The organism is Aeromonas sp. S11(2024), from assembly GCF_041402345.1.
Classification (GTDB): domain Bacteria; phylum Pseudomonadota; class Gammaproteobacteria; order Enterobacterales; family Aeromonadaceae; genus Aeromonas; species Aeromonas veronii.
On sequence record NZ_JBGLRC010000005.1, the window covers coordinates 152,423 to 164,938 of the forward strand.

Genomic DNA, 12,516 nt, shown 5'->3' on the forward strand with positions numbered 1-12,516 from the left:
TGGCCCGTTTGGCTGTATGTCCCGGGTCAAGCGGGCAAAGATTGGCCAGCCTGCGTCGGGCCTGGTTAGCCCTTGAACAATTCTATGGTGTCGCCATCCTGCAGGCTGCCCGCGCCCCGCACCACCACCCTATCCCCCTGCTTGAGGGCGCCGCTCACCGCCACCTGCTGGCTGTCGCCAAACAGCACGGTGACCGGCACCCGATTCACCTTGAGCGCCTTGCCGCTTCTCGCCACCTGATAGACCACGCTGCCATCGGTGCCGAGCACCAGAGCGTCACGGGGCAGCAGCATGCTCTGCTGATCCCCCAGTGGCAGGGCAACCCGCACCGGCGAGCCGATGATGAAGGTGCCCGCTTCCGGTTTGAGGCGCAGCTCGATGAGGCGCGACTTGGGGTCGGCGCTGGCGGCCCGCTGGTAATAGACGCCGTGACCGCTCAGCTGCTCTCCCTCCACTCGCAACCGGGTTTGCGGTGCCAACTGCTGGGCCCAGAGAATGGGGGCCTGCAGGCGGATATCCGGCTGATCAGGGTTGACCAGCTCCAGCGCCTGCTCGCCCGCGTCCACATGCTCGCCGGGTTGGATGAAGTGGTTGTTCACCACGCCGTCGAACGGGGCATAGATGTGGCTGCGGCGCAGCTGTTCCTCAATCTGGTTCACCTGTATGGCGGCCAGCCGCTCGGCCAGCGCGGCCTGCTCCACATCGTAGCTGGCCTTGTCGTACTGGCTTTGGGAGGCGCTCTTTTGCTGGTGTAGTCGGGTGATCCGCTGGGATTCGGCGCGAGCGAAGCGCAAGTTGCTCTGCCATTTCGCCTGCTCGGCGCGGGCCTGATCCAGCGAGAGGCGCAGCGCCGCGCTGTCGAGGCGCAGCAGCTCGTCCCCTTTTTTGACCCGGCTGCCAAATTCGGCGATCCATTCCACCCGGCCGCTCACTTCGGCACTGAGCGCCGCCTGCTGGCGACTCGCCACCGTGCCGCTGACCCAGATATTGGCGGCCGCATCCCCTTGGGTCACATCCGCCAGGGTCACCATCTTGCCCTGATCGGCCAATACCGGTAGCGCACTGCCTGCTATCAGCACAGCGCCAGCCAACATTCGGGTAATCATATGTGTCATCGATGAGCTCCTTGCTCAGGCCCGCTGGCGCAGGGGTTGTGGGATCGCCACCTGCTCCCCGAGACGCAGGAAGGCAGGCAACAGGATCAGGGTAAACAGAGTGCTGCAGCTCATGCCGCCAACAATGACGGTGGCGAGCCCGCGGTAAATTTCGCTCCCCTCGCTCGGGCTCAGCATCAGCGGCAGCATGCCGAAGATGCTGGTGAGACTGGTCATGGCGATGGGACGCATCCGGCTTTGCAGGGCATCGGCCACCGCCAGCTGGCGGCTCATGCCGTCCCGCTCGGCGGTGCGGGTCTGATGCACCAGCAGGATGGCGTTGTTGACCACCAGTCCCAGCAGGATGACAAAGCCGATGATGGTGAGCAGGTCCATCGGCAGCGGCACCAGCAGCCCGCTCAGTTGCAGCGCCAGCACGCCGCCAACCGAGGCAAGGGGCAGGGTGAGCAGCACCAGCATGGCATCCTTGAGGGAGGCAAACACCCCCCACAGCAGCACCAGCAGGATCACCACGGCGAACAGGAAGATGGTCCCCAGATTGTCGAGCGCCTGTTGCAGGCTGTCGGCATTGCCGGCAATGCGCAGCTCGCCACCAGCGGGCAGCAGGGGGCGGATGGCGGCAAAACTGCGGTTTTTCAGGGTGTCGATCACCTGCTCCATTGTCATGCCCGCCGGGGGGGCTATCTGCAGGATGATGCTGCGCCGCCCATCGGCCCGGAAGATGCTGGCCGGGCCCATGTCATGCTCCACCCGCAGCAGCTCGCCAAGGGGGACGATGCGCCCGGAGGGGGTGGCCAGCGGCACTGCCTTCAGTTCGTCCGGATTGGCGGAGCTCTGCCCCATCAGCATGATGTCGAGCCGATCCTCGCCGTCGAAATACTCGCCAACCCGCAAGCCGTCGCCAAAGGTCTGGATGATGGTGGGCAAGGGCGTGCGATCCCAACCCACTTCGGCGAGACGCCGATCTTGCGGCACCAGTTTGAGCTCGGGGGCGGTGAAGTCGAGACTCGGCTCGGGCCGGATCTGTGCTCCCGGCAGGTCCTTGCTGAGGATCCCCATGCTGGCACGGGCTGCCTGGTAGAGCTCGGGCAGGTTGCCCCCCTGCAGCAGCAGGGAGACGCCGTTCTCGCTGTCAAAGCCGCCAAACAGCGACCCCTGACCGCCGAACACCCGGGTGTCGGGAATGCCTACCAGCAGCTGTTTCATCAACAGGCTCTCCAGCTCCTTGATGCGGTTTTCGTCTTTGGGGCGCACGCCAATCTGGGCGCCTCCCGGGTAGCGCAAGATGTAGTAGTTCTTGAGGGCAGGCTCTTTCTCCCCCTTCATGTAGGGGGCGAGGCGGGCGATCAGGGTATCGATCACCTCTTCGCGCTGGGCCTTGAGGTTGACCCCGGGGGTGAAGTTCATCCAGACATCCACCGCGTCCCGTTTCACGTCCGGCAGATAGTCCATCTTGGGCAGCAGCGCCCAGGTGGCCAGTGCCGGCAGACTCATCATCAGGGTGATGACCGTCCAGCGCTGGCGTGAGGTCGAGGTCCAGCGGATCACGTGACGGGTAGTGCGCTGCCACAGCGACTCATAGGGGTCGGTCAGCGTTTCATGTCCCATCCAGCGCGCCGCCACCGCAGGCAGCACGATGACGGCGACCAGCATGGAGACCGTCACGGCGCAGGCGATGGTGAGCGCCAGATCGGCAAACAGCTGACCCTCCACATCGTTGAGCAGCAGCACCGGCAGGAAGATGGCGACCGTGGTCAGGGTGGAGGCGACCAGCGCCGTCCACACCTGACGGGTACCTTCGAGCGCCGCCTCCGCCTTGCTCAAATCCCCCCGCTCGTGGCGCCGGTAGATGCTCTCCAGCACCACGATGGCGGCATCGAGCACCATGCCGACGGCAAAGGCGATGCCCGCCAGCGAGATGATGTTGAGGGTGCGATCCATCACCTTGAGCAGGCAGAAGGTGAGCATGATGCTGATGGGGATGGCGAGGGCAATCATCAGGGTCGCCTTGAGCTGGCGCAGGAAGAGCCAGAGGATGGCACAGGAGAGCAGCACCCCGAGCCCCAGGTTGGCAGTGACCATGCTGACGGCGCGATTGATGTAGAGGGAGGCATCGAACGACTGCTCCATGTGCAGCCCGACCGGCTCCAGCACCTCGCGGTTGAGCTCGTTCACCCGGGCCTTGATCGCCTCAAGGGATGCCAGGGCATTGGCGCCGCTCTCCTTGAAGATCTGGGCGGCGATGGCGGTATTGCCGTTCTGGATCCGCAGCACCGGGTTCTCTTCCCGGGCCACCCTTACTTCCGCCACATCCCGCAGATAGATGGGCAGGCCATTGCGCCAGTCCACCACCTTGTCCCCCAGCGTCTCGACATCGTAGCGACCGGCGAAGCGCAGCTTGTACTCCCAGCGACCGATGTCGAGGGTGCCGGCCGACACGTCCCAGCCGGTGGTGGCCCGGCTGGCCAGCACCGGGATCTCCACCCCCAGCTCGGCGGCGCGATAGGGGTCGAAGCGGATCTGGATCTGGCGCTCGTTGATCCCCTCGACTGCGACTGTCGAGACCCCTTCAATGCGCTCCAGCTCGGGTTTGACCCGCGCCTCGATCAGCGCCTGATGATCATCGATCACCCCTTTGGCACCGGGCAACTGCTGGATGAAGAAGAAGGTGAGGGTATCGTTGCTGCTGTAGTTGTTGACGTAGGGGCCGCCGATCTTGTCCGGCAATCCCGAGACCCGGTTCAGTCGCGAAATCACATCGAGTTGGGCCCGTTGCATGTCGGTGCCGAGGGCAAACTCCATGTCGATTTCGGTAAAGCCGGGATAGCTGTTGCTGACAAGGCTCTTGAGTCCCTGAACCCCCTGCATCTCCTGCTCGATGGGGTCGGTGATCTCCGACTCCATCTCTTGGGGCGAGGCTGAACGCCAGCTCACCGAAATGTTGAGGTGTGGACGGTCGATGTCGGGGAACAGCTGGATCGGCAGTCCCCGGATGCTGAGCAGGCCCAGCAGGAAAATCAGCACGATCGAGACCGCCACCCAGATGGGGCGTTCGATCGCCGTTTTGGCGAGGTTCATTCACTCTTCCTGAGTTGTTGTTATTGGCCATTCCGCTGGCCTTGCTTCCAAAGCCCCTGCAACAGGGACTCAAGCATTTAACTGGAATTCTCCCGGCTTGTAAATGCATGGTTAACAAACAAAAAAACCGGCCACGAGGGCCGGTTTGGTACTGGTTTGCCAGGGGATCAGGCGGCGTGCTCGACCTTGTTTGGCTGCTTGTTTGCTTGCTGGGAGAAGCCTTCCAGCTCGCCCGGGGCGAAGTTGTCTACCTGAATGGCTTCGTAGCGCAGGGCATCGGCGGCCAGCAGTTTGTCCGCTTCGTCCTTGCTCAGGATGGAACCGGCAAGCGCGGCGGCAACCAGCTCCGGCAGCGCCAGTTTGCGGGGCAGTTTGCCCTCTTTCTGGGCCTGTACCAGCTTCTTCTCGTAGGGCTGCACAGCGACCATGGCCTGGAAGGCGCGCTCCATCAGACCGACCGGATCTGCCTCGTCTTTGCCGACATAGCAGAGAGCGGTCAGACGGTCGCGGAATTCGCCCGGCTTCATCATGGCCAGACAGATGGCGTGGCAGCGATCGTCTGCCGGCATCTTGTAACCGACGCCGAACGGGAACACCACCCGCTTGAGTACGGCACCCACTACCTTGTTCGGGAAGTTCTGGAAGAAGCCCTCGAACGCCTTGCCAATCAGGTAGAGGTTGCGCTCCACCGCGTACTGCACGAACGGCAGGTCGGAGACCATGCGGCCCTGATCCTCGTAATGCTTGAGGGTAGCGGAGGCCAGATAGAGGTGGCTCAGCACGTCACCCAGACGGGCGGAGATCATCTCCTTGCGTTTGAGATCGCCACCCAGCATCAGCATGGAGACGTCGGCGCACAGGGCCAGCCCTTTACTCATACGGGACAGCTGTTTGTAGTAGCGGGCGGTTTCGCCAGCTACCGGCGCGCTGTTGAACTGGCCCAGAGTCAGCCCCTGGAACAGGGAACCGAAGAAGTTGCCAGCGCCGAAGGCGATGTGCTTCATCAGCAGGGCGTCAAACTTCTCGAGACCGCGTTCCACGTCGGTGTCGGCCGCCGCTTCCAGCTCGGCAAACACGTACGGGTGGCAGCGGGTAGCTCCTTGCCCGAAGATCATCAGGTTGCGGGTCAGGATGTTGGCCCCTTCCACCGTGATGGCGACCGGAATACCCATGTAGGCGTAGCCGGTGTAGTTTTTCGGGCCCAGCTGGATGGCACGACCGGCGTGGATGTCCATGGAGTCATCCATGATCTGACGCGCCATTTCGGTCATGTGGTACTTGGAAATCGCGGTGACGATGGCCGGTGCCTGACCCAAATCCAGCGAACCGGCGGTCATGCGACGGGCCCCTTCCAGCTGATAGGTGAGGCCGCCGATGCGAGCCAGCGCCTCTTGCACCCCTTCAAACTTGCCGATGGACATGCCGAACTGTTTACGCACGTAGGAGTAGGCGCCCACGGTGCGGCTTGCCATGTGACCACAGGCGGTGCCAAGGGCAGGCAGCGAGATGCCGCGACCGGCGGAGAGGCACTCCACCAGCATGCGCCAGCCGCGACCGGCGTAATCCGGGCCGCCGATGATCCAGTCGAGCGGAATGAACACATCCTTGCCGAAGGTCGGGCCGTTCATGAACGCCAGACCCATGGGGTAGTGGCGATCGCCGACGCGCACGCCCGGGTGGTTGGTGGGGATGAGTGCGCAGGTGATGCCGAGCTCTTCCTTGTCACCCAGCAGTTTTTCCGGGTCATAGAGTTTGAACGCCAGTCCCAGCACGGTGGCGCGGGGCGCCAGGGTGATGTAGCGCTTGTTCCAGTTGAGGCGAATACCCAGCACCTCTTCACCCTTGTGCATCCCTTTGCAGATGATTCCCTTGTCAGGAATGGCACCGGCATCGGAGCCCGCCTCCGGCCCGGTCAGGGCGAAGCAGGGCACCTCTTTGCCATTGGCCAGCCCCGGCAGCCAGAAATCTTTCTGGGCCTGGGTGCCATAGTGCATCAGCAGCTCGCCCGGGCCGAGGGAGTTCGGCACCATGACGGTGACCGCCACGCTCAGGCTCTTGGTGGCGATGCGGGTGACGATGGTGGAGTTGGCAATCGCAGAGAATTCGCGGCCGCCGTAGGATTTCGGGATGATCAGGGAGAAGAAGCCTTCCTTCTTCAGATAGTCCCACACCGGCTCTGGCAGGTCTTTGGTTTCGTTGACGATCTTGAAGTCATCAACCATGGCGAGCAGGGTTTCGACCTGATTGTCGATAAAGGCCTGCTCCTCTGCGGTCAGCTCGGCCTTGCCGTAGCCGTGCAGTTTTTTCCAGTCGGGGTTGCCGCGAAACAACTCGCCATCCCACCAGACGGAGCCGGCTTCCATGGCCTCCCGCTCGGTAGCTGACAAGGGCGGCAGTATCTTTTTGAAGATGCCGAACACCGGACGGGTTACCACCTTTTTACGGATGGAGGGTACGCCGAGCACAACGGCTATCGCCAGCACCAGCAGGACAAGCAATGTGATCATACCGAAGTTCCTTCTATTTCACTGTTTCCGTTGATTTATTGTTGGTTGTTACACGGCCAGGGATAGCCTGGTCGACTCCACGGGCGCCCCGACTCCGGACGCCAGATAAGGAATAACGTTGCGCACCAGCCCTTCCACATCGAGTTGCTGGCCAAAGTCGGCTAGGGCGATGTCGCGCAGGGCATCGGCAGAGGCCATGGTGAATACGACGGTGCCCAGGGTGAAGTGCAGGCGCCAGAAGAGATCCGCGGGCGACAGGGCCGGATTGGCCTTGGAGATCGCCTGGGTGATCCGCTGCAAAATGGGGCCATAGTGGGCGGTGATAAAGCGGCGCAGGTGGCCCTGGCTGTCGATATAGCCGCGCCCCAGCAGCTGCATAAAGATGGCCGGGCCGTTGGCTCGCACTGCCGAGAGCTTCATCAGTGGCTCTACAAAACTTTCAAACAGTTGCAGCAGGGTCAGCTGCTCTTGCTCCATCAGTACCCGCAGGCGGGCATCGAGATCGGGCATAAACAGGCTCAGATAGCGGTCGAGCACCGCCTGGATCAGCTCCTTCTTGGAGCCGAAGTGATAGTTCACCGATGCCAGATTGACATCGGCCTCACTGGTGATCAGACGCAAAGAGGTATCGGCGAATCCCCGCTCGGCAAACAGCACTTCAGCGGCGTCGAGAATACGGTTTTTGGTATCGATTTTACTCACTGGACACCTCACTTAAACGAATGTTTAAAAAGTACGTTTCATAACGTGAAGTGTCAAGAGAATGTGAATGAGTGTTAGCGGAATGTTTTTCGATGAAAAAAGCAAAGTGGGCGGAACTTAGTCAAAAAGCAGGACTCTATATCTATGCCACTGCAATTAAACATTAAGTCTCGCCCAACCTGCTCCATGCTAGTTGGGCCTTTTTTTGCGCGTTTGTTACCGGTTTGCGGTTTGCAGGCAAAAAAAACCGCCGCAGGGCGCGACGGTGGGGAAAGTGAGTTCGCGTCATCCTGACGGCAAACTGTCGATGCGAGTTCAGGCATGTATCGACGGGGGCAGTATGCCAGCCAGAGCCCCTCAGACTATGTCAGCTTCGCGGTATTTTGTGACAAAGTGTGGCAAGCACTGGCGTGGCCCAAGCTACCGCTCTTTGCTATGCTGCCCTTTCAAAATATGAGGGGAGAGAAGATGAAGTACCCGGTCGATACCCACACTCACACCATTGCCAGCACCCATGCCTACAGCACCATCCACGACTATCTGCCGATAGCCAGGGCCAAGGGGATCAAGCTGTTCGCTACCACGGATCACGGGCCCGAGATGGCCGATGCCCCTCATGTCTGGCACTTTGCCAACTTGCCGATATTGCCAAGAGTGGTGGATGGGGTAGGGATCCTGCGGGGTATCGAGGCAAACATCAAAAACCTGGAGGGGGAGATCGATTTTCCCGAGCGCTATGAGTCGCGCCTCGACATGATCATGGCGGGTTTTCATGAGCAGGTATTCCCTCCCTGCGATCAGGCAACCCACACCCAGGCGATGATCAACGCCATCAAGAGTGGTCGGGTCGACATGATCAGCCACCCGGGCAACCCCGCATTTCCCATCGACATTCAGGCGGTGGTCAAGGCGGCTGCCGACTATCGGGTGGCGCTGGAGGTCAACAACTCCTCCTTCATTCATTCCCGCCCGGGGAGCGAAGGCAACTGCCGTGCCATAGTCGAAGCTGCGCGAGATCTGGGGGCCTATCTCACCTTCGGCTCCGATTCCCACGTGGCATTTACTCTTGGCGATTTTGACCACTGCCACCGTCTGGTGACCGAAGCGGGCTTCCCGCAAGAGCGGATCCTGGTGCGCTCTCCCCGCGCCCTGCTCGATTTCCTCGAGAGCCGCGGCCGCGCCCATATACCCGAGTTTGTCGATCTATAAATCGTGCTCTAACACCATGAGCCAACTCATAAAATCGAGCTGGCTCAATTGACTTGCCGGTCATTTTTTATGAATGTCGAGAGCAACAAGCCGGTATAGCTCAGTTGGTAGAGCAGCGCATTCGTAATGCGAAGGTCAGGAGTTCGATTCCCCTTATCGGCACCATATAAAACAAAGGGTTAGCTTCTAGGTGAAGTTAACCCTTTGTGCTTTTAGGCTGGTGGCGCCCTCTCATTCCCCTCTTTAAATGCGCTCGCAAAGCCAAGGGGGGAAGGGTTGGCAGGCCAGACACCCAGTAGGTGGCCACTCAGGTGTTACCTGTCAAACGTAACACCAAAGACGGTGTTACCAGGGGGGGGGTTACCACAGATGTTACCTTTAGAGCTGGATTAAATCGACGTCCTTGGATTTCTACAGACAACAAAAAACCCGCAAAGCCTTACGCTGTACGGGTTTCTTGGACTTCGTTGGTCACTGTTGGACCGGTATTTGGTGGAGCTGGGGGGATTTGAACCCCCGTCCAAAATTACTACATCCTTGGCACTACATGCTTAGTCACTCTTTACATTCGCCAACCCGCTGCGGAGAGACACGCCACGAATTGACTAGCTCGTTTGGTTTTAATGCTTCCGCCCCGAGCAGGACTTCCACACGATCCTGTGAAGGATGACCTTCCGATTCCCTAGGACACAGGCAAGCTAGGGTAGAAGGGCTCTATGCAGGTTATTAAGCTGCTAGTGCGTAGTTTTCGTCGTTTGCGACTATTTTTTTGCGGTTTATTAACGAGGCCTACCGCACCTCGGCATGCACCTTGGGTTTCGTGAATCTTGTCGAATCCAGAATCAGCCCCAAGTTGTTAATTGCGATTGTACGCAAAAATGCTGTCATAGCAAGGCGTTGATACCCATTCCCTCTGGCAACCAGTCTGTTTGCCGATTTATTGTACGCAGCTGAGCCTGAAGAGCCAGCTGCGCCGGGGGAAGGTGAACTGACGTCCTGATCCTGCCAGTCGCAGGTTAGCCGCGATGCTTGTTCTTCATGATGCGAGCTTTTTCCCGATCCCATTCGCGGGCCTTGGTATCTTCGCGCTTGTCGTGCTCTTTCTTGCCCTTCACCAGGCCGATCTCGACCTTGACCCAGCACTGTTTCCAGTAGAGGGCGAGGGGAACTATGGTGTAGCCCTGACGGGCAATCAGGCTTTCGAGCTTGTCGAGTTCACGACGGCTCAGCAGCAGTTTGCGGGTGCGGGTCGGGTCACATACCACATGGCTGGAGGCCGCTTGCAGTGGCAGGAAGCTGGAGCCGAACAGATAGGCCTCGCCATCGCGGAAGATGACATAGGCTTCGCTGATGTTGGCCTTGCCCGCCCGCAGGGATTTGACTTCCCACCCTTGCAGGGACAGACCCGCTTCGATCTTCTCTTCGATGAAGTATTCGTGGCGCGCGGTTCTGTTGAGTGCAATGGTGCTGGACCCGGCTTTGTTTTTACTGTTTTTTTTGCTCATGACGGGCGATTTCCGGCAATGACTAGGAGGCTCGTATTATACGTAGGCAGGGGCGGCTGTAAAACGCGCAGCAGGTCAAGTGGTGGCTTTATGAGCGGTTTGGCTGAGGTTTTACCTCCACAACCCCAAACATGGTGATAAAATCGCGCCGATTGGATGAGGAAAAGCCATGCCCCGAATTACGCGCAGTGCCCTGGTGATGTTCAGTGCAGAACAGATGTTCAAGTTGGTTAACGATGTGGATGCCTATCCGCAGTTTTTGCCCGGCTGTGTCGGCAGCCGTGTCCACGAGGCTGGCGATGACTACATGATGGCGTCGGTCGATGTGGCCAAGGCGGGGATTGCCAAGACCTTTACTACCCGCAATCAGCTGGATGTGAACCGTCAGATCAGGATGGAGCTGGTGGATGGCCCGTTCCGCAAGCTGGCGGGCTGGTGGACCTTTACCCCGCTTGATGTGGATGCCTGCAAGGTGGAGTTTGATCTCGATTTCGAGTTTACCTCCAAGCTTATCGAGGTGGCCTTTGGTCAGGTATTCCGTGATCTGGTGAGCTCCATGGTCTCCGCCTTCTCCAACCGGGCGAAGGAGGTCTACGGTGTCTGACCAGCTCAACATCGAGGTTGTCTATGCCTTGCCGCAGCAGCAGACGGTGATTGCCCTGCGGGTTGCGCCCGAGACCTGCGTGCTGGCGGCCATCGAGCAGTCCGGCATCGTACAAAAACACCCCGAGATCGATCTGGCGGTCAACAAGTTCGGTATCTACAGCCGCCCGGTGAAAGGGAGCGAGCCGCTGCACGACGGCGATCGTATCGAGATCTACCGCCCGCTCATCGCCGATCCCCGCGAGATGCGCAAAAAGCGGGCCGAGAAGGCCAAAGAGGAGGGGAGAGCCGATAGCGTGACCGGTGGTCGCCCCGATGTACATCGCAAGCTCCGCGAGTAGTGCTCAGGTTTTTCTTGCAGAAAAAAGGCGCCGAGGCGCCTTTTTTTGATCCCGTTAGCCGGTGAGCTTGCCGAGGGGATATCAAGATAGGGCTGCTTCTGCCACACTCAGCCGGGCGCGTGCCCAGGTGGCCAGCAGCTCGACCCCGCTTTGCATCACCCGCTCATCGAAATCGAATTCGTTGTGATGGTGCGGCGCCGCCAGATCGGCCCCCAGGATGAGGTAAGCCGCTTCGCCCCCCTGCTTTTGCACCCGCTCCATCAGAAAACCGGCATCTTCGCTGGCGCCAAAGCGGCGAGTCTGGATAGTGGCGAGCCCCTGCTTGCGGGCCAGCGCCGCCAGCTCGGCTTGCAGGGCCGGGCTGTTGTCGAGGGCAATGGCCTCACCCTGCTTGATGATGCGATAGGTGACACCGTGGGCGAGGGCAGTCCCTTCGACGATGCGCTGTACCTGACTGAACATGTAGTCGTTGAGCGCGCTGTCGGCGCCGCGGGTCTCACCGCGCAGCTCGGCATGATCGGGGATGACGTTGCGGCCGCTGCCGGCGTGAAGCTGGCCGACGTTGATGCGGGTCATGCCGTCGCGGTGGCGGGGAATGCCGAGCATGGCGGTGGTGGCCATGCAGGCGGCTGCCAGCGCATTGCTGCCGGCGTTGGGCTCGAGCCCTGCATGGGCGGCGGTGCCCATAAAGTGGACGTCGAACTTGGTGGAGCAGAGAAACTCGGTGGGGTTGATCACCAGCTCGCCGCTGCCAGCGTTAATACCGATATGGAGCGAAAGCAGGGCATCCACGTCATCGAGCGCACCACCGGCGGCTAGCGCCTTGCCACCGCGACACCCCTCTTCGGCGGGTTGGAAGAAGAGCTTGATGCGACCGCACAGTTGCTCTTTCATCGCCATCAACTGGCTGGCCAGCCCCATGCCGATGGCGGTGTGGCCATCGTGGGCACAGGCGTGCATCCACCCCTTGTTGTGGGAGGCAAAGCCCTCTTGCTGCGGTTGGTGCTGTTCGGCGTCGGACTCTTCTACTTCCACCGCGTCGATATCGAAGCGAAAGGCCAGGGTCGGGCCGGGACGGCCGGTATCCAGCTCCCCCATCAGCCCAGTGACATCGCCGATCCGCTCCAGCCAGTCGGGATGGGCTCCCTGACGGCGGGCGCGAGCCTTCTCGGCCGCCACATCCACATCACGGCCCATCATCAGATTGCTGGCCAGCAGTTTGTCGCCAAGCACAATGCGATAACCGAGCTCGCTCAGGTGGTGGGCAATCAGGCTGGTGGTGCGAAACTCTTTCCAGGCGGCTTCCGGCAGGCGGTGCAGGTCGCGGCGCCACAGGATCAGGTGCTCAAGGGTCATCTTGGCTTCCTTGGTGATTCGATTTGTCGGCTATTGTGCCTTTTTTCCCGGCTGACCACACGGGGGCTGCAGCTGGTCGGGGGAGCTGTGCGTGCGAGTG

9 protein-coding genes, 1 tRNA gene and 1 other RNA gene are annotated in these 12,516 nt (G+C 60.5%); 4 read left to right on the top strand and 7 right to left on the bottom strand.

What is annotated here, in order from left to right:
• Window positions 1-65: 65 nt before the first annotated feature.
• The 4 genes from ACB040_RS06760 to ACB040_RS06775 all read right to left on the bottom strand — a co-directional run bounded on the left by ACB040_RS06760 (window position 66) and on the right by ACB040_RS06775 (window position 7,402).
• A complete protein-coding gene (locus tag ACB040_RS06760; RefSeq protein WP_371153714.1) occupies window positions 66-1,115 on the bottom strand; it encodes an efflux RND transporter periplasmic adaptor subunit in 1,050 nt (349 codons plus the stop codon).
• Between the two features lie 15 nt (window positions 1,116-1,130).
• Entirely contained in the window at window positions 1,131-4,193 is a 3,063-nt protein-coding gene (locus ACB040_RS06765; RefSeq protein WP_371153716.1) for an efflux RND transporter permease subunit, read from the bottom strand.
• Between the two features lie 167 nt (window positions 4,194-4,360).
• Window positions 4,361-6,700, bottom strand: a complete 2,340-nt coding sequence (locus ACB040_RS06770) for an acyl-CoA dehydrogenase (RefSeq protein WP_371153718.1) — start codon at window positions 6,698-6,700, stop codon at window positions 4,361-4,363.
• A gap of 48 nt (window positions 6,701-6,748) precedes the next feature.
• Window positions 6,749-7,402, bottom strand: coding sequence for a TetR/AcrR family transcriptional regulator (locus tag ACB040_RS06775; protein WP_005334507.1), 654 nt, complete (start codon window positions 7,400-7,402; stop codon window positions 6,749-6,751).
• Between the two features lie 468 nt (window positions 7,403-7,870).
• Between ACB040_RS06775 and ACB040_RS06780 the strand changes: the two genes are divergently transcribed.
• Entirely contained in the window at window positions 7,871-8,611 is a 741-nt protein-coding gene (locus tag ACB040_RS06780) for a phosphatase (RefSeq protein ID WP_201998000.1), read from the top strand.
• An 89-nt stretch (window positions 8,612-8,700) separates the two neighbouring features.
• Window positions 8,701-8,776, top strand: a tRNA-Thr gene (locus ACB040_RS06785).
• Window positions 8,777-9,101: 325 nt separating this feature from the next.
• Here ACB040_RS06785 and ssrA read toward each other — a convergent pair.
• Window positions 9,102-9,461: a transfer-messenger RNA gene (gene ssrA, locus ACB040_RS06790) on the bottom strand.
• Between the two features lie 166 nt (window positions 9,462-9,627).
• Window positions 9,628-10,116, bottom strand: a complete 489-nt coding sequence (gene smpB, locus ACB040_RS06795; RefSeq protein ID WP_005334498.1) for an SsrA-binding protein SmpB — start codon at window positions 10,114-10,116, stop codon at window positions 9,628-9,630.
• A 169-nt stretch (window positions 10,117-10,285) separates the two neighbouring features.
• Between smpB and ACB040_RS06800 the strand changes: the two genes are divergently transcribed.
• Together ACB040_RS06800 and ACB040_RS06805 are read left to right on the top strand one after the other, a co-directional pair.
• Window positions 10,286-10,720: an SRPBCC family protein gene (locus tag ACB040_RS06800; protein ID WP_005334496.1), complete on the top strand. Its 435-nt coding sequence runs from the start codon at window positions 10,286-10,288 to the stop codon at window positions 10,718-10,720.
• Window positions 10,713-11,060, top strand: a complete 348-nt coding sequence (locus tag ACB040_RS06805) for an RnfH family protein (protein ID WP_042054648.1) — start codon at window positions 10,713-10,715, stop codon at window positions 11,058-11,060. The genes ACB040_RS06800 and ACB040_RS06805 overlap by 8 nt, the downstream gene beginning before the upstream one ends.
• A gap of 81 nt (window positions 11,061-11,141) precedes the next feature.
• Here the strand turns inward: ACB040_RS06805 and ACB040_RS06810 are convergent, their stop codons facing one another.
• Window positions 11,142-12,416 carry an amidohydrolase gene (locus ACB040_RS06810; protein WP_338771906.1) on the bottom strand — a complete coding sequence of 425 codons (1,275 nt, stop codon included), beginning with the start codon at window positions 12,414-12,416 and terminating at the stop codon, window positions 11,142-11,144.
• Between the last annotated feature and the right edge of the window lie 100 nt (window positions 12,417-12,516).

Coding starts and splice junctions, on each gene's coding strand:
- smpB (WP_005334498.1), bottom strand. CDS start 10,116: ATGAGCAAAAAAAACAGTAAAAACAAAGCCGGGTCCAGCACCATTGCA.
- ACB040_RS06780 (WP_201998000.1), top strand. CDS start 7,871: ATGAAGTACCCGGTCGATACCCACACTCACACCATTGCCAGCACCCAT.
- ACB040_RS06765 (WP_371153716.1), bottom strand. CDS start 4,193: ATGAACCTCGCCAAAACGGCGATCGAACGCCCCATCTGGGTGGCGGTC.
- ACB040_RS06760 (WP_371153714.1), bottom strand. CDS start 1,115: ATGACACATATGATTACCCGAATGTTGGCTGGCGCTGTGCTGATAGCA.
- ACB040_RS06800 (WP_005334496.1), top strand. CDS start 10,286: ATGCCCCGAATTACGCGCAGTGCCCTGGTGATGTTCAGTGCAGAACAG.
- ACB040_RS06770 (WP_371153718.1), bottom strand. CDS start 6,700: ATGATCACATTGCTTGTCCTGCTGGTGCTGGCGATAGCCGTTGTGCTC.
- ACB040_RS06810 (WP_338771906.1), bottom strand. CDS start 12,416: ATGACCCTTGAGCACCTGATCCTGTGGCGCCGCGACCTGCACCGCCTG.